This is a genomic window from Aeromicrobium chenweiae, from assembly GCF_003065605.1.
In the GTDB taxonomy this organism is placed as follows: Bacteria; Actinomycetota; Actinomycetes; order Propionibacteriales; family Nocardioidaceae; genus Aeromicrobium; species Aeromicrobium chenweiae.
On sequence record NZ_CP026952.1, the window covers coordinates 2,945,972 to 2,962,782 of the forward strand.

The 16,811-nt window shown below is 70.8% G+C and carries 16 protein-coding genes; 7 read left to right on the forward strand and 9 right to left on the reverse strand.

Annotated features, from left to right (window positions below; genetic code table 11):
• Window position 1: 1 nt before the first annotated feature.
• From purU to C3E78_RS14265, 5 genes are all read left to right on the forward strand, one after another.
• Window positions 2–868, forward strand: a complete 867-nt coding sequence (gene purU / locus C3E78_RS14245; RefSeq protein WP_108579491.1) for a formyltetrahydrofolate deformylase — start codon at window positions 2–4, stop codon at window positions 866–868.
• Window positions 869–1,133: 265 nt separating this feature from the next.
• On the forward strand, window positions 1,134–2,165 hold the full coding sequence (locus C3E78_RS14250) for a sulfate ABC transporter substrate-binding protein (RefSeq protein ID WP_108579493.1): 1,032 nt from the start codon (window positions 1,134–1,136) through the stop codon (window positions 2,163–2,165).
• Window positions 2,162–3,007, forward strand: a complete 846-nt coding sequence (gene cysT / locus C3E78_RS14255; protein ID WP_108579495.1) for a sulfate ABC transporter permease subunit CysT — start codon at window positions 2,162–2,164, stop codon at window positions 3,005–3,007. Before C3E78_RS14250 ends, cysT begins: the two co-directional genes overlap by 4 nt.
• 4 nt (window positions 3,008–3,011) lie before the next feature.
• Window positions 3,012–3,830: a sulfate ABC transporter permease gene (locus tag C3E78_RS14260; protein WP_108579497.1), complete on the forward strand. Its 819-nt coding sequence runs from the start codon at window positions 3,012–3,014 to the stop codon at window positions 3,828–3,830.
• Window positions 3,820–4,788, forward strand: coding sequence for a sulfate/molybdate ABC transporter ATP-binding protein (locus C3E78_RS14265; protein ID WP_108579499.1), 969 nt, complete (start codon window positions 3,820–3,822; stop codon window positions 4,786–4,788). Before C3E78_RS14260 ends, C3E78_RS14265 begins: the two co-directional genes overlap by 11 nt.
• Window positions 4,789–4,894: 106 nt before the next feature.
• Here the strand turns inward: C3E78_RS14265 and C3E78_RS14270 are convergent, their stop codons facing one another.
• The 3 genes from C3E78_RS14270 to C3E78_RS14280 all read right to left on the reverse strand — a co-directional run bounded on the left by C3E78_RS14270 (window position 4,895) and on the right by C3E78_RS14280 (window position 9,369).
• Entirely contained in the window at window positions 4,895–6,061 is a 1,167-nt protein-coding gene (locus tag C3E78_RS14270) for an MFS transporter (protein ID WP_235833636.1), read from the reverse strand.
• 110 nt (window positions 6,062–6,171) lie between these two features.
• A complete protein-coding gene (locus C3E78_RS14275; protein WP_108579503.1) occupies window positions 6,172–7,056 on the reverse strand; it encodes a hypothetical protein in 885 nt (294 codons plus the stop codon).
• Between the two features lie 99 nt (window positions 7,057–7,155).
• Entirely contained in the window at window positions 7,156–9,369 is a 2,214-nt protein-coding gene (locus C3E78_RS14280; RefSeq protein ID WP_108579505.1) for an NADP-dependent isocitrate dehydrogenase, read from the reverse strand.
• 214 nt (window positions 9,370–9,583) lie between these two features.
• Here C3E78_RS14280 and C3E78_RS14285 point away from each other — a divergent pair, with 214 nt between their 5' ends.
• Window positions 9,584–10,573, forward strand: a complete 990-nt coding sequence (locus C3E78_RS14285; protein WP_108579507.1) for a malate dehydrogenase — start codon at window positions 9,584–9,586, stop codon at window positions 10,571–10,573.
• Between the two features lie 87 nt (window positions 10,574–10,660).
• Here the strand turns inward: C3E78_RS14285 and C3E78_RS14290 are convergent, their stop codons facing one another.
• Both C3E78_RS14290 and C3E78_RS14295 read right to left on the reverse strand, forming a co-directional pair.
• The gene (locus tag C3E78_RS14290; RefSeq protein ID WP_159085902.1) at window positions 10,661–10,936 is read right to left on the reverse strand and encodes a DUF3017 domain-containing protein; all 276 of its coding nucleotides are present in this window, start codon (window positions 10,934–10,936) and stop codon (window positions 10,661–10,663) included.
• A complete protein-coding gene (locus tag C3E78_RS14295; protein WP_108579509.1) occupies window positions 10,933–11,784 on the reverse strand; it encodes a bifunctional methylenetetrahydrofolate dehydrogenase/methenyltetrahydrofolate cyclohydrolase in 852 nt (283 codons plus the stop codon). Before C3E78_RS14295 ends, C3E78_RS14290 begins: the two co-directional genes overlap by 4 nt.
• A gap of 135 nt (window positions 11,785–11,919) precedes the next feature.
• On the opposite strand from C3E78_RS14295, the gene C3E78_RS14300 reads away from it, so the two are divergent.
• Window positions 11,920–12,567, forward strand: coding sequence for a TetR/AcrR family transcriptional regulator (locus C3E78_RS14300; RefSeq protein ID WP_108579511.1), 648 nt, complete (start codon window positions 11,920–11,922; stop codon window positions 12,565–12,567).
• Here C3E78_RS14300 and C3E78_RS14305 read toward each other — a convergent pair.
• Genes C3E78_RS14305 through C3E78_RS18355 form a run of 4 tightly spaced genes read right to left on the reverse strand, consistent with a single transcriptional unit; the run spans window position 12,548 to window position 16,795 of the window.
• Window positions 12,548–13,468: a DMT family transporter gene (locus C3E78_RS14305; protein WP_108579513.1), complete on the reverse strand. Its 921-nt coding sequence runs from the start codon at window positions 13,466–13,468 to the stop codon at window positions 12,548–12,550. The two genes, C3E78_RS14300 and C3E78_RS14305, sit on opposite strands and share 20 nt — an antisense overlap.
• A gap of 4 nt (window positions 13,469–13,472) precedes the next feature.
• Window positions 13,473–15,029 (reverse strand): bifunctional phosphoribosylaminoimidazolecarboxamide formyltransferase/IMP cyclohydrolase, encoded by a 1,557-nt coding sequence (gene purH, locus C3E78_RS14310; RefSeq protein ID WP_108579515.1) that lies wholly within the window; start codon window positions 15,027–15,029, stop codon window positions 13,473–13,475.
• 13 nt (window positions 15,030–15,042) lie between these two features.
• Entirely contained in the window at window positions 15,043–15,636 is a 594-nt protein-coding gene (gene purN, locus C3E78_RS14315) for a phosphoribosylglycinamide formyltransferase (protein WP_235833637.1), read from the reverse strand.
• Window positions 15,581–16,795 carry a cell division protein PerM gene (locus C3E78_RS18355; protein WP_159085903.1) on the reverse strand — a complete coding sequence of 405 codons (1,215 nt, stop codon included), beginning with the start codon at window positions 16,793–16,795 and terminating at the stop codon, window positions 15,581–15,583. Before C3E78_RS18355 ends, purN begins: the two co-directional genes overlap by 56 nt.
• Between the last annotated feature and the right edge of the window lie 16 nt (window positions 16,796–16,811).

The following is a 16,811-nucleotide window of genomic DNA, read 5'->3' on the forward strand; positions in this document are numbered from 1 at the left end:
GGTGCCTTCGTCGTTCGTCCTGACCCTGTCCTGCCCCGACCGTCCCGGTCTCGTGTTCGCGGTGACCCGCTGGATCGCCGAGTCGGGGGGCAACATCCTCGACAGCCAGCAGTTCACCGACACCACCTCCGGCCCGGACCGTGGCGCCGAGTTCTTCCTGCGCGTGCACTTCGACGTCCCGGAGCAGCAGGAGGCGTCCCAGCTCGCCGAGGAGTTCGCGCCGGTCGCCGCCGAGCACGAGATGACGTACCGGCTGGTGCCCGCGGAGCGTCCGCTGCGGGCCCTGGTCATGGTGTCCAAGGAGGGGCACTGCCTCAACGACCTGCTGTACCGCCAGAGCACCGGCTCGCTGAACGTCGAGATCCCGGCGATCGTCTCGAACCACCGCGAGCTCGAGAGGCTGGCCGCGGCGTACGACGTCCCGTTCGTCCACGTGCCGGTCACCCCGGACACCAAGCAGGACGCCGAGACGGCCCTGCTCGCGATGGTCGAGGAGATGGACATCGACCTGGTCGTGCTGGCCCGCTACATGCAGATCCTGTCGGACGACCTGTGCCGCGCTCTCGAGGGACGCGCGATCAACATCCACCACAGCTTCCTGCCCAGCTTCAAGGGCGCCCGGCCGTACCAGCAGGCCCACGACCGCGGGGTGAAGCTGATCGGCGCCACGGCGCACTACGTCACCGCCGCGCTCGACGAGGGACCGATCATCGAGCAGGGCGTCCTGCGCGTCGACCACCGCATGACGTCCGCGGACCTCGCCCGCGTCGGCCGGGACGTCGAGTCGCAGACCCTCTCCCGCGCCGTCCAGCTCCACGCCGAGTCCCGCGTCCTGATGAACGGCCCCCGCACCGTCGTCTTCGACTGACCCACCCCGCCGCCGCCGGGATGACGGATTCCCACGGGACCGTGGTAATTCGTCACTCCCCCAGTGTTGTGACCCGCGGGGAGTGACCAATTCCCACGGGACCGTGGGAATCCGACACCCCCGGCGAGCGTGTGGGCGTAGCCCGGGTCTCAGCATCTGTCGCGGCGTCCCGGATCCTGAGACGCGGTCGGGGCGCGCGGAAATCCCCCTACGTTGAGGATCCGAGCACGCACGGTGGCGTGTCCTGGATCCCCGAGGCAGGAACATGTTGAACTTCTCCCGCAAGAGCGTGGCCACGGCCGTCGCAGTGTCACTCGGCGCGGCGGTCCTCGCGGCGTGCGGTGGCGGCGCCTCCGGCGGCTCCGGGACGCAGCTCGCGCTCGTGGGCTTCGCGGTCCCCAAGGCGGGCAACAACGCCGCCCAGGCCGCTTTCGCCAAGACGTCCGACGGCAAGGGCACGAACTGGAAGGAGTCGTACGGCGCGTCCGGCGACCAGAGCCGCGCCGTCGCCGGCGGGCTCAAGGCCGACTACGTGCACTTCTCGATCACGCCCGACGTCACCCGGCTGGTCGACGCCGGGCTGGTGGCCCAGGACTGGAACGCCGGACCCAACAAGGGCATCGTGACCGACTCGGTCGTGGTCCTGGTGACCCGCAAGGGCAACCCGAAGAAGATCACCGGGTGGGACGACCTGGCCAAGCCGGGCATCGGCATCGTGACGCCCAACCCGGGATCGTCGGGCGCGGCCCGCTGGAACATCCTCGCGGCGTACCAGCACGTCATCGGCACGGGCGGCAGCGAGCAGGACGCCTCGGCGTTCCTCACCAAGGTCTTCGGCAACGTCAAGGCGCTGCCCGGCAGCGGCCGGGACGCCACGACCGCGTTCCAGGGCGGCACCGGCGACGTCCTCATCTCGTACGAGAACGAGGCGATCCTGGCCCGTCAGAACGGCGAGGACATCGACTACGTCGTCCCCGACGACACCCTGAAGATCGAGAACCCGGCCGCCGTCACGGTCAAGGGCGACGCGAAGGCCAAGAAGTTCCTGGACTTCGTGCTGACGAAGGAGGGCCAGCAGCAGTACGTCTCCAAGGGCTTCCGGCCGCTGGAGTCCGTGGAGGGCGTCGACGTCGGCACCGTGAAGGGCGCGAACGACGAGTCGGACCCGTTCCCGACGCCGTCGAAGCTGTTCACGATCGACGGTGACCTCGGCGGCTGGGAGAGCATCAACAAGAAATTCTTCGACGAGAACTCCGGGATCATCACCAAGATCATCGCGGAGTCCGGCAAGTCGTGACGGTCGACACTCCTCTCGCCCCGGGCACCGCGCGCAGGCGCCGTGCCCGGGGCGCGACCTCGCTGACGCGGTCCTCAGGTCTTGGCCTGGGGGTCGCGCTGACCTGGTTCAGCCTGCTCGTCCTCATCCCACTCGCTCTCGTGGTCATCCAGTCGATCGACGGCGGCTGGGCGACGTTCCGCGAGACCCTGACCAACCCGCAGACCGCCGCCGCCCTGCGCCTGACCGTCACGCAGTCCCTGATCGTCACCGCGATCAACGTCGTCATGGGGACGCTCATCGCGTGGGTCCTCGTCCGGGACACCTTCCCGGGCCAGCGCCTGCTCGAGGTCGTCATCGACATCCCGTTCGCGCTGCCGACGATCGTCGCCGGGCTCGTCCTGCTCAGCCTCTACGGCCCCGACAGCCCTCTGGGGGTCAACGTCGCCAACACCGAGCGGTCGGTGTTCCTCGCGCTGCTGTTCGTGACCCTGCCGTTCGTGATCCGCACCGTCCAGCCCGTCCTGATGGAGCTGGACCGCGACGTCGAGGAGGCCGCCGCCTCCCTGGGCGCGAGCCGGTTCACGACGCTGCGCCGCATCATCCTGCCCAGCCTCGCGCCGGCCATCACCGCGGGAGCCGCACTGTCGTTCGCGCGCGGCATCAGCGAGTACGGCTCGCTGGTCCTGCTCTCGGGCAACCTGCCGCTCAAGACCGAGGTCGCGTCCGTGCGCATCCTGACGTACATCGAGAACGGCAACGAGGCAGCAGCCGCCTCCGTCGCCACGATCCTGCTGCTGGTCGCGCTCGCCGCGATCGTCCTGCTCCAGCTGCTGTCGTCCTGGGTGGCGCGTCGTGGCTAGCCGCATGAGCCAGCCGCGGACCGCGGGCACGCACCTGCGCCGCCTGGTCGTCGTCGCCTACCTGTTCCTGCTGGTCATCTGGCCGGTCGCGCTCGTCGTGCAGAAGACGTTCGACGGCGGCCTCGAGAACCTCCGGACCGCCCTGTCCGACCCCGTGGTCACGGACGCCCTTCAGCTCACCGTGGTGGTCGCGCTGTGGGCGGTCGCGATCAACACGGTGTTCGGCGTCGGGATCTCGCTGCTGCTCGTGCGGTACGAGTTCCCGGGCCGGCGCGTCCTGTCCGCGCTGATCGACCTGCCGCTCTCGGTCTCCCCCGTCGTGGTCGGCCTGGCCCTCCTGCTGGCGTACGGCGGCACCAACGGGACGTTCGGTCCCGCCCTGGAGGGAGTCGGGCTGCAGGTGGCGTTCGCGACGCCGGGCATCGTGATGGCCACCGCGTTCGTGAGCCTGCCGCTGGTCATCCGCGAGATCGTGCCCGTGCTCCACGAGATCGGCACCGAGCAGGAGCAGGCCGCCAAGAGCCTCGGCGCGAGCGCGGTGCAGACGTTCCGGCGGATCACCCTGCCGTCGATCAAGTGGGCGCTCGTCTACGGCGTCGTGCTGAGCCTCGCCCGCGCGCTCGGCGAGTTCGGCGCGGTCAAGATCGTGTCGGGCAACGTCGCCCAGCAGACCCAGACGGCCACGCTGGTCGTCGAGCAGAAGTACCAGGACTTCGAGCAGGGATCGGCGTACGCGACGTCGTTCCTGCTCGCACTGATCGCGGTCGCGGCGCTCGTCGTCGTGACCATCCTTCGACCCAAGGACGACACTGATGGGGATTGAGATCCGCGGCGTCAACAAGAACTTCGGCGACTTCGTCGCGCTGAAGGACATCGACCTGAGCATCCCCAGCGGCCAGCTCACGGCCCTGCTGGGGCCCAGCGGCGGCGGCAAGTCGACCCTGCTGCGCATCATCGCGGGCCTCGAGTCGTCCGACAGCGGCTCGATCGAGATCGAGGGGGTCGACGCGACGGGCGTCCCCGCGCAGAAGCGCAACGTCGGCTTCGTGTTCCAGCACTACGCGGCGTTCAAGCACATGACGGTGGAGAAGAACGTCGCGTTCGGCCTCGAGATCCGCAAGAAGCCCAAGGACGAGGTGCGGCGCCGGGTCGCCGAGCTGCTCGAGCTCGTGCACCTCGAGCAGTTCTCCCACCGCCTGCCGTCACAGCTCTCCGGCGGGCAGCGCCAGCGCATGGCCCTGGCACGGGCACTGGCGATCGAGCCCAGCGTCCTGCTGCTCGACGAGCCGTTCGGCGCGCTCGACGCCAAGGTCCGCAAGGAGCTGCGTGACTGGCTCCGCCGCCTGCACGACGAGGTCCACGTGACGACCGTGTTCGTGACCCACGACCAGGAGGAGGCCCTGGAGGTCTCGGACAACCTCGTGGTGATCAACGAGGGCCGCATCGAGCAGATCGGCACCCCGGACGATCTCTACGACCGTCCCGCCAGCGACTTCGTCCTGTCGTTCCTCGGACCCGTCACCAAGCTCGGGGACCGCCTCATCCGTCCGCACGACATCGACATCACCCGCTACGAGCACGCCGCGACGACATCCGGGCCGATCACGCGGTGGACGCGCGTCGGCTTCGAGGTGCGCCTCGAGGTCACGCCTAACGACGCGCTGCACCCGGACCCGGTGCAGGTCGTCCTCACCCGGGCCGAGGCGACGGCGCTGCAGCTGCACGAGGGCGACTTGGTGTGGCTGCGTCCGCGCGTCGGTGCGGACCTCGTCGGCGCCTGACTGGCGCAACCCGACCCGCGAGTGGCGCAGTTGCGCACGACTCGCCGTCCCATTTCCTCCATCCTGCGCCAGTCGCGGGCTGACGTGCGCCAGTCGCGGGCTGCGCTCAGACGGAGACGGGGACGGGCTGGGAGCGGCGCTGGTAGCGCAGGCCGGCCACGAACACCGCGAGGCCGAGGGTGGCCAGGACGACGCCGACGAGGCTCGTCGCGCGGTAGCCGTACCCGGCCTCGATGATGACCGAGCCGAAGAACGCGCCGAGGCCGTTCGCGATGTTCAGGGACGAGTGGTTGAGCGCGGCGCCCAGCATCTGCGCCTCGCCCGCGGCGTCCATCAGCCGGATCTGCAGGTTGATCGCGACGATCGAGCCGAGCGCGCCCACCGCGAACACCAGGACCAGCGCCGGGACGACCTGTGCCGCGGCGAAGTAGAACGCGACCAGCACGAGCGGGGTGGCCACGAACCCGGCGAGCACCGACCGCTCGACGTTCCAGTCCGCGAGCGGGCCCGCGGCCCACGACCCGACGACCGAGCCGAGGCCGAACGCCAGGGTGAAGATCGCGATCCAGCCCGCGTCCAGGTCGATCACCTTGGTCACGATGGGGGCGATGTAGCTGTACATCGCGAACAGCCCGCCGAAGCCGACCATGCCCGCGGCGACGGCGAACAGCACCTGCGGCTGCTTGAGGGCCGACAGCTCGCCGCGCACCGAGGCGTCGGTGTTGGCCGGCGAGTGCGGGACGAACAGGAAGATCATGAGCGCGGCCGCTGCGGCGATCCCGAGCACCGCCCAGTAGGCGCTGCGCCAGCCGAGGGTCTGGCCGAGGATCGTGCTCGCGGGCACGCCGGCGACCGTCGCGACCGACAGGCCGAGCATCACCGAGCTGACCGCGCGCCCGCGCATCTCGAGCCGTACCAGCGAGGCCGCGAGCAGCGAGGCGACACCGAAGTACGCACCGTGCGGGAGGCCGGCGACGAAGCGCGCAGCCATCACCGGCAGGTAGCCGCTGGCGAGGGCGGTGATCGCGTTGCCGAGGCCGAGGGCGAGGATCAGACCGATCGCGAGCCCCTTCTTGGGCAGCCGGGCACCGAGCGAGACGATGATCGGGGCACCGACGACGACGCCGAACGCGTACGCCGTGATGATGTGGCCGGTCTCGGCGTTGGTCCGGTGGATGCCGTCGGCGATCTCCTCGAGCAGACCCATCGTCATGAACTCAGTCGTGCCGATCGCGAAACCGCCCAGAGCCAGTGCCAGCAGAGCGAGGCTCACGTGGCGCGTACGCATGGGTGTCCCGAGATCTGTCACGTCTTGGTACAAGGCGCACCGGCCGCGAGGTGTTCCCCAGGGGACCTGCGTGCCTCGTCACACTGCCTGCGGGACTACCTGACCTTGCGGCTCTTCCCGGTCCGTGAGACGGATGCGAAGCCCTTCTTCTTCGCCGTGACCCGCACGGACACCCGCTTGCGCCGGTCCTTCGTCGTCAGCTTGTACGAGGACTTCGTCGCGCCCTTGATCGCCTTGCCGTTGCGCAGCCACCGGTACGAGTACGAGTAGCCGGCGCCGCTCCAGCCACCACGGTCCTTCACCCTGACCTTCTTGCGCACCGCGAAGGTGCCCGAGACCGTCGGCTTGCGTGCGGAGTACGCGGGGACCCGCAGCGCGGAGGTGGCGCTCTGCCGCGTGGTGTAGCCGCTCTTGACGGACGTCGTCCGGAACGCGATCGCGCGGCCTGCGTCGGCCGTGGTCAGGCGGTACGTCCGGCCGGACGCCCCGGCGATGACCTTTCCGTCACGGGTCCAGACGGACGTGACGGACGCGCCGGCGGTGCCGGGGGTCGTGAACGACGCCGTGAGGGACCCCTTGACCTTCGGGGACCCCGCGATCTTGACGGCGGGCGGGGCCAGCGAGCCCCCGACCGGCGCGATCTCGTTGGACCGGAGCCGCTCGGCCCGCGGGGACTTCGGCTTGACCAGCACGCTCAGCCGCTTGCCCGCCTGGAGGTCCGCCTGGGTCACCGTGTGGGTCGCCCCCGTGTCACCCGGCCCGGGGACCTCGTCCCCGTCCCACAGCCACACGTACGTGTAGCCGCCCGACTCACCGCCCAGGGAGCCGTGGCTCGTGATCGTCAGCTTCTCCCCCACCCGTCCGGAGCCGGAGATGACCGGATCGCCGGTCGCCCGCTCCGCGTCGGCGGCACCGACGGACAGCACGAGACCTCCCGTGGCCAGGGCGAGGCCGGTGAGCGCCAGGACGAGCTTCTTCATGCGGGCAACCTTCTGCTGGGTGGGTGTCCGGGGCGGCTCGCAGAAGCCGTCCCGGACACCTACACAGAGTCGGTACCCGTCAGTTCATGACGCGCGAGGTCAGCCGAGCGTGGCCAGCACCTCGAGCAGCGTGCCCGAGGGGCGCATGACCGACTTCACCTTCGTCTCGTCGGGGCGGTAGTAGCCGCCAATGTCGGCGGGCGAGCCCTGCACCGCGAGCAGCTCGTCGACGATCTTCTGCTCGTTGCCCGACAGCGCGTCGGCGACCTCGGTGAACGCGGCGGCGAGCTCCGCGTCCTCGGTCTGGCTGCTGAGCTCCTTGGCCCAGTACAGCGCCAGGTAGAAGTGGCTGCCGCGGTTGTCGATCGTGCCGAGCTTGCGACCGGGCGACTTGTTCTCGTCCAGGAACGTCCCGGTGGCGCGGTCGAGCGTGTCGGCGAGGATCTGCGCCCGCGCGTTGCCGGTCGTCGTCGCCATGTGCTCGAAGCTCGAGGCCAGGGCCAGGAACTCGCCCAGGCTGTCCCAGCGCAGGTAGTTCTCCTTGACGAGCTGCTGCACGTGCTTGGGAGCGGAGCCGCCGGCGCCGGTCTCGAACAGGCCGCCGCCGTTGATCAGCGGGACGATCGACAGCATCTTGGCGCTCGTGCCGAGCTCCAGGATCGGGAACAGGTCCGTGTTGTAGTCGCGCAGCACGTTGCCGGTGACCGAGATCGTGTCCTCACCCTTGCGGATGCGGTCGATCGAGTACTGGGTCGCCTCGACCGGGGACATGATCTCGATCGTCAGGCCCTCTGTGTCGTGCTCGGGCAGGTACGCGTTCACCTTGGCGATGAGGTTCGCGTCGTGCGCGCGCGAGGGGTCCAGCCAGAACACCGCGGGGGTGTCGGACGCGCGGGCGCGGGTGACCGCGAGCTTGACCCAGTCGCGGATCGGGACGTCCTTGGTCTGGCACGCACGCCACACGTCGCCGGGCTCCACCGCGTGCTCGATCAGCACGGTGCCGTCGGCGTCGACGACCTGGACCGTGCCGGCCTCGGCGATCTCGAACGTCTTGTCGTGGCTGCCGTACTCCTCGGCGGCCTGCGCCATGAGGCCGACGTTCGGGACCGAGCCCATCGTCGTCGGGTCGTACGCGCCGTTGACGCGGCAGTCGTCGATGACGGTCTGGTAGACGCCGGCGTACGAGCTGTCCGGGATGACCGCGAGGGTGTCGGCCTCGTTGCCGTCCGGGCCCCACATGTGGCCGGAGGTGCGGATCATGGCCGGCATCGACGCGTCGACGATGACGTCGCTCGGGACGTGCAGGTTGGTGATGCCCTTGTCGGAGTCGACCATCGCGAGCGCCGGGCCCTCGGCCAGTCCCTGCTCGAACGCGGCCTTGATCTCGGCGCCGTTGGGGAGCTTGTCGAGGCCGGCCAGGATGCCGCCGAGTCCGTTGCTGGGGCTGAGGCCCGCGGCCGCGAGGTCGGCGCCGTACGTGTCGAAGACGGCCGGGAAGAACGCCTTGACGACGTGGCCGAAGATGATCGGGTCCGAGACCTTCATCATCGTGGCCTTCAGGTGCACCGAGAACAGCACGCCCTCGTCCTTGGCGCGCGCGATCTGCGCCGCCAGGAACTCGTCCAGCGCGGCGGCGCGCATCACGGTGCCGTCGACGATCTCGCCGGCGAGGACCGGGAAGGCGTCCTTGAGCGTCGTCGTGGTGCCGTCGGCGCTCACGTGCTGGATCGTCAGGGTCGTGTCGGCGTCGATCACGACCGACTTCTCGTTCGAGCGGAAGTCGTCGGCGCCCATCGTGGCGACGTTCGTCTTGGAGTCGCTGCTCCACGCGCCCATCGAGTGCGGGTGCTTGCGGGCGTAGTTCTTGACCGACGCGGGGGCGCGGCGATCGGAGTTGCCCTCGCGCAGGACCGGGTTGACCGCGCTGCCCTTGACCTTGTCGTAGCGGGCGCGGACGTCCTTGTCCTCGTCGGTCTGCGGGTCGTCCGGGTAGTCCGGCAGGTCGTAGCCCTGCGACTGCAGCTCGGCGATCGCGGCCTTCAGCTGCGGGATCGAGGCGCTGATGTTGGGCAGCTTGATGATGTTGGCCTCGGGCGTCTTGGCGAGCTCCCCGAGCTCGGCCAGGGCGTCCCCGATCTGCTGCTCGGGGGTCAGCCGGTCACCGAACAGGGCGATGATGCGCCCGGCCAGCGAGATGTCGCGGGTCTCGACCTCGACGCCGGCGGTCGAGGCGTAGGCCTCGACGACGGGGAGGAACGAGTAGGTGGCGAGGAGCGGGGCCTCGTCGGTGTGGGTGTAGATGATCGTGGCCATGAGAGCGGTGTCTCCTCCAGAGTGGGGCGCCAGGAAAGTTGTTTGACATCAAGATATCTCACTCGACGCCGGGCCGCTGGCGTCCCCTCCGGCGGCCCGAAGGGCCCCGACGGTCACGGACACCCGCACCGCCCCCGGAGCACCCGTGGGAGGAGTCTGCGCTACTTTCGGAAGGTATCTCCCAGATTTCCGCACCGTTCAAGGAGCACCTCTCGTGAGCACAACCCCCGTCAAGGTCGCCGTCACCGGCGCGGCCGGCCAGATCGGCTACAGCCTCCTCTTCCGACTCGCCAGCGGTTCGCTGCTCGGTCCTGACACCCCGATCCAGCTGCAGCTGCTCGAGATCACCCCGGCGCTGAAGGCGCTCGAGGGCGTCGTCATGGAGCTCGACGACTGCGCGTTCCCGACCCTCGCGGGTGTCGAGATCGGCGACGACGCCGAGAAGATCTTCGACGGCGTCAACCTCGCCCTCCTCGTCGGCGCGCGCCCCCGCGGCCCGGGCATGGAGCGCGGCGACCTGCTGTCCGCCAACGGCGCGATCTTCACCGCGCAGGGCCAGGCGCTCAACAAGGTCGCGGCCGACGACGTCCGCATCGGTGTCACCGGCAACCCGGCCAACACCAACGCGCTGATCGCGATGAGCAACGCCCCCGACATCCCGGCCGAGCGCTTCTCCGCGCTGACGCGCCTGGACCACAACCGGGCCATCTCGCAGCTGGCTGCGAAGACCGGCTCGGCCGTGTCGGACATCAAGAAGGTCACGATCTGGGGCAACCACTCCGCGACCCAGTACCCGGACATCTTCCACGCCGAGATCGCCGGCAAGAACGCTGCCGAGACGGTGGGCGACCAGGCCTGGATCGAGAACGACTTCATCCCGACCGTCGCCAAGCGTGGCGCCGCGATCATCGAGGCCCGCGGCTCGTCCTCGGCCGCCTCCGCAGCGTCCGCCACGATCGACGCCGCCCGCGACTGGCTGCACGGCACCCCCGAGGGGGACTGGGCGTCGATGGCGGTCCGTTCCGACGGCTCGTACGACGTCCCCGAGGGCCTGATCTACTCGTTCCCCGTCACGACCAAGAACGGTGACTGGGAGATCGTCCAGGGCCTCGAGATCGACGAGTTCTCGCGCGGCAAGATGGACGCGACGGCCGCCGAGCTCATCGAGGAGCGCGACGCGGTCAAGGAGCTCGGCCTCATCTGAGCCGACCCCCAGGTCCCTGCGAGTGGCGCAGTGCGGCTGGTGTCCCACGAGGACTCCAGCGGTGCTGCGCCACTGGCGTCTCCGGGGTCAGCCGGGCTGGCCCGGGATGACCCAGGCGAGGACGATCAGCGCCGCACCCAGGGTCGTCATCCAGAAGATGTCGAACGCCTTGCCGCGGACCCGCAGCATGCCGGTGTGGTCGATCGGCACGACCGACCGGGCCAGTGCGCCCACGACGAAGGCGACGCCGATCGCCAGGATCCCCGCACGCCACGGTCCGGCCACGACGAGCACGAGCCCGACCAGCACGACCAGCAGCTGCAGCAGGTAGAGCTGCGAGCCGCGGCTGCGGGGTCCCCTCACGGGTTGAGACGCTCGGCGGTGTCGACGACGTTCGCCAGCAGCAGGGCGCGGGTCATCGGTCCCACGCCACCGGGGTTGGGCGAGATCCAGCCTGCGACCTCGTACGCTGCGGGATCCACGTCGCCGACGATGCCGTTCGCGTCCCGGCTCACGCCGACGTCGAGCAGCGCGGCACCGGGCTTGACCATGTCGGCGCGGATGATGCCCGGGACGCCGGCCGCGGCGATGACGATGTCCGCACGGCGGACCTCCGCGGCGAGGTCCCGGGTGCCGGTGTGGCAGAGCGTCACGGTGGCGTTCTCGGTACGGCGGGTCAGGAGCAGGCCCATGGGACGACCGACCGTGATGCCGCGACCGACGACCACGACGTGCTGGCCAGCGATCGGGACGTCGTGGCGGCGCAGCAGCTCGATGATGCCGCGCGGCGTGCACGGCAGCGGCGCCTCCTTGCCCAGCACCAGCCAGCCGAGGTTGGTCGGGTGCAGCCCGTCCGCGTCCTTGTCGGGATCGATGCGGCCGATCGCGGCGTTCTCGTCCAGGCCCCTCGGGAGCGGGAGCTGCAGGATGTAGCCGGTGCAGGCGGGATCCGCGTTGAGCTGGTCGATCGCGGACTCGACGTCGGCCTGGGTCGCGGTCTCGGGCAGGTCGACACGGATCGACTCGATGCCGACCTCGGCGCAGTCGCGGTGCTTGCCTGCGACGTACCACTGGCTCCCGGGGTCGTTGCCGACCAGGATCGTGCCGAGGCCGGGCACGACGCCCTTCTCCCGGAGCGCAGTCACCCGCTCCCGGAGCTCGCCCTTGATCGCGGCCGCGGCCGCCTTGCCGTCGAGGATCTGCGCTGTCACGGGTCGAGTCTTTCATGTCCACCCCTGCAAACAGGCGACGGGCGGCGGCCCTGTCGGCGCCTACACTCGTCTCCGGGGGAATGGCTGGAGCAACTCCAGCCTGTCGAGCGGACGTCAAAGGTCGAGGGAGCATCGATGGTCACCCGTGCCCAGCTGTCACAGGAACGCAGTCGCGCGCGCCGGGACGAGCTGCTCGCCGCAGCCATCGACCTGTTCACCGAGGGCGGGTCGCGCGCGATCACGCATCGGGCCGTCGCCGCCCGTGCCGGCCTGCCACCGGCGACCACGACGTACTACTTCGAGTCGATCGACGAGCTCATCCGCGAGGCGCTGAGCTCGCACATCCAGCAGTGGACCGCCGAGCTGGACGCCCTGTCCCAGATCGACATCGACGTGTCCGTCAGCCTGGACGAGGCGGCGACGTTCATGGGCGGCGTCTTCGCCCACCGTGGCCCGGAGGTCGCGGCCGTCGAGCTGTCGATCTTCCTCGCCGCCGCACGCGAGCCCGAGCTCCACGACGTCGCACGGGCGGCCATGACGTCGCTGGAGGCCCTCGCCACGAGCGTGCTCGAGCAGCTGGGCATCGACGAGCCCCAGCGCCTCGCCGCCGCGATCGTCGCACTCGTCGTCGGCACGGCCGTGCGCCGACAGGCGGCCATCTACGGCGAGGACGAGGAGGCGCGCATCCTGACCGCTGCCGTCCGCGACCTCGTCGCGGCGCACGCCCTCGGTCCCCTCGAGGTCGACCGCACCCTCGCCTCCCTCAGTCGCGGCCCGGCCTGAGCCGCAGCCCGGGCGGCGCCGACTCCACAGGCCCACGGTGGCTGAGCGCCAGCCACGCCACGGCCCCGAGCACCAGCACCCCGCCGACGAGCTGGACCCCGCTGAGCGTCTCCTGCAGCAGCCACGTCGCGAGGGCGACGGTCACGACGGGCTCGAGCGTCGACAGCACGGACGCCGAGGTCGGTCCGAGCAGCGCCAGCCCGGCGAAGAAGGCCAGGATGGCCACCACGGTGCAGATGACGGCGATCGCGAGCAGATCGGCCCATCCCGTCGCGCTGGACGGGAACGCCGGCGGGCGGCCCGTGGCCCAGAGGATCAGCACGATCGTCCCGCACACCCCCGTCGCGGCGACGCAGACGATCGTCGCTACTGCGACGACGTCCATCCCACCGGTCACGACCGACCCGACCGTGATGTAGATCGAGTAGACCACCGCAGCGCCGATCCCGAGCACGATCCCCAGCGGCCGTCCGGTCCCCCCACCGACGACCAGCGCGGTGCCGGCCAGGGCCAGCACCAGGGCGCCGGCCGTCACCGCCGAGATGCGCTCACGCAGGAAGACCGCCGCCAGCACCGCGACGAAGGCCGGGAAGAGGTACAGGAGCAGGGCGACGAGGCTCGCCTGGGCGTGCTCGAGCGCAAGGAAGTAGCAGTACGACTGCCCGACGTACCCGATGCCGCCCATCGCGGCCACGGGTGCGCACCGCCGCAGCGGGGGCAGCGCGACACCGCGCACCCGCATCACGCCGACCAGGACCAGCGAGGCCAGGGCGAACCGCACGAGGATCAGCGCCGGGGTGTCGATCCCGTCGTCGTGCGCCCACACCCCGAAGATGGCCATCGACCCGAACGCCGCGGCCGACAGCGCGATCAGCATCGCGCCGGTCAGCCGTGACGACATCGGATCAGTGGAAGAAGTGCCGGGTGCCGGTGACGTACATCGTGACGCCGGCGGCGTTGGCCGCGGCGATCGACTCGTCGTCGCGGACGGATCCGCCCGGCTGGACGACGGCCTTCACCCCCGCGTCGAGCAGCACCTGCAGGCCGTCCGCGAAGGGGAAGAACGCGTCGGAGGCCGCCACGGCACCGGTCGCGCGCTCGCTCCCGGCCCGCTCGACCGCGAGTCGGCACGAGTCGACGCGGTTGACCTGACCCATGCCGACGCCGACCGAGGCGCCGTCCTTGGCGAGCAGGATCGCGTTGGACTTCACCGCACGGCACGCGGTCCAGGCGAACACCAGGTCGGCCATGGTCGCCTCGTCGGCGGCCTCGCCGGCCGCGAGCGTCCAGGTGGACGGGTCGTCACCGGGGGCGTCGACCAGGTCGCGCTGCTGCACCAGGCGGCCGCCGCTGATGGCGCGGGTCTCGGTCGCGATGCCCGGCTGCACGGGGCAGCGCAGGATGCGGATGTTCTTCTTGCCCTGGAGGATCTCCACGGCGCCCGGCTCGTAGTCGGGGGCGACGATGACCTCGGTGAACACCTCCGCGACCTGCTCGGCCATCGCGACGGTGACCGGGCGGTTCGCGGCGATGACCCCACCGAAGGCCGAGACCGGATCGCAGGCGTGCGCCCGGGCGTGCGCCTCGGCGACGTCCGTGCCGACCGCGATGCCGCAGGGGTTCGCGTGCTTGATGATCGCGACGGCCGGACGGTCGTGGTCGAACGCGGCGCGCCAGGCGGCATCGGTGTCGACGTAGTTGTTGTAGCTCATCTCCTTGCCGTGCAGCTGCTCGGCGGCGGCGAGCCCGCCCGTGCCGTCGGTGTAGAGCGCGGCCTGCTGGTGCGGGTTCTCGCCGTAGCGCAGCGTCGAGGACAGCGTCCACGTCTCACGGATGTCCGCGGGCCAGGGCGACACGAGATCGGGCGCGTAGTCGGAGTCGAACCACGACGACACCGCGACGTCGTACGCCGCGGTGTGCGCGAAGGCCCGACCGGCGAGGCGCTTGCGCTGCTCGAAGGTGAAGCCGCCGGCTGCGATCGCGGCACGGACGTCGTCGTACGCACTCGGTGAGACGACCACGGCGACGCTCGGGTGGTTCTTCGCGGCAGCCCGCACCATCGACGGTCCGCCGATGTCGATCTGCTCGACGCACTCGTCAGGCGTCGCGCCGGACGCGACGGTCTCGCGGAACGGGTAGAGGTTGACGATCACCAGGTCGAAGGGCTCGATGTCGAGCTCGGCCAGCTGCTCGACGTGGGACTCGAGTCGCAGGTCGGCGAGGATGCCGGCGTGCACCCGGGGGTGCAGCGTCTTGACACGACCGTCCAGGCACTCGGGGAAGCCGGTGAGCTCCTCGACGGGAGTGACCGGCACACCGGCCGACTCGATGGTCTTGGCCGTCGAGCCGGTCGACACGATCGAGACGCCGGCCGCGTGGAGGTCGCGGGCCAGGTCCTCGAGGCCGGTCTTGTCGTAGACCGAGACCAGGGCGCGCTTCAGGGGGCGAGTTGCGTCTGTCATGCCAGCTCTTTCGTCAGGGGTGGTCCGGGCCGGGCCGCACGGCCCGGTCCTCGAGGTGGAAGCCTTCTCGCGCCAGGGTGCCGACCCACTCGACCAGCATGGCGCGCTCGCTCGTCTTGATCCGCTCGTGCAGGGAGCTCTCGTCGTCGCCGTCCAGCACGGGCACCGCGACCTGGGCCACGATCGGGCCGGTGTCGACGCCCTCGTCCACGACGAAGAGGGTCGCGCCGGTGACCTTGACGCCGTACGCGAGGGCGTCCCGCGGTCCGTGCATGCCGGGGAAGGACGGCGACAGCGCCGGGTGGGTGTTGAGCGTGCGTCCGCCGAACAGCGCCAGGAAGGCGGGCCCCGTGAGCTTCATGAACCCGGCGAGGACGACGAGGTCGGGGTCGTACGACGCGACCTTGTCGGCGAGTGCGACGTCCCAGGCCGGACGGTCCTCGAACTCCGACGTGCGGAGCACGAAGGTCTCGATGTCGTGGCGCTCGGCGCGGGCCAGGCCCTCGATGCCGTCGCGGTCGGCGCCGACCGCGACGATCGTCGCGCCGTACTCAGGATCCGTGGACGCCTCGATCAGCGCCTGCAGGTTCGTGCCGCTGCCAGACACGAGGACGACCAGTCTCGCTGGTGTCCGAGGGGCGGGAGGCACGGCCACCACGATAGTGGTTGAGCACCGCGCCGATCGCGCCGCCCACCGCCATGACGGGCACGGCCACCAGCAACGGGGTCAGGAGCGGCGGTCCGGCGTCGGCCATCCGGCCCGGACCGATCGCGCCGCGCGACAGGGCGACCAGCACGCCGAGGGCGAATCCGGCCAGCGCGCCGGCGGCGCAGCCGAGCGCGAGCCGTGCCAGGACGCCCTCGCGCGTCCCGGGCACGAGCCGCCAGCCGCACAGGACGCCGGCGAGCAGCGGGACGAGGCCCAGCACGAAGACCCACTCGGGGAACTCCCCCGGCGACGGCAGGCCGGCCAGCAGCGGGAAGCCGGGCACCTGGCCCAGCTGCGCACCGGTGAGGTCCACCGAGGTGTCGGTCCCGAGCGCGAAGCCGGGACCGAGCAGGACCGAGGTCGTCCACAGGACGAGGGTCGGCACCGCGAGCAGGGAGCCCAGGCCGAGCACGATCCCGCCACCCGGTCCGGGGTCCAGCAGCGCCCACAGGTCCCCTCCGCGGGCGACGCCGCGGATCAGCAGCACCGCCACGACCGCCGTCGCGCTGACCAGCACGGCCGCGACGCCGGGCACCGCGGCCCGGACGACGGCTCGGACGTCCTCGGACGACGTGAACCACCACCGCTCGGCGTCGCCGTGCCGGCGGATGGAGCCGATCGCGGCGCCCAGCCCGCCGACCACGAACGCCGCGACGGCCGCCCGCACGGAGGACACGTCGACCCCGCCGGCGTTCGTCACCGTCGCCGCCAGGCCCGCGATGACGCCGTACGCCCCCGCGGACGACGCAGCGAACGCCGCGAGGTCATGCAGCGGGTCGGACACGATCCAGCTGGCCACTCCCGCCACCACGGCGAGGCAGACGAGCGTCGCGCCCACCGGGACGAGACCGATGGAGACCGGGCCGGCGTCGATGCCCGATCCCATCGCGACGAGCCAGGTCCGGACGCTCGCCCGGGCGACCGACGTCACGGACAGGTCGGACACGCCGCGGGCCAGCAGCACCAGCACGGCGGAGGCACCGATCGAGACGAGGGCGGCGACAACGGCGGTCAGGAAGGCCGGCCGGAGGTAGGACGACTCAGCGGGCTCGGACACCACTTCATCATCCCCT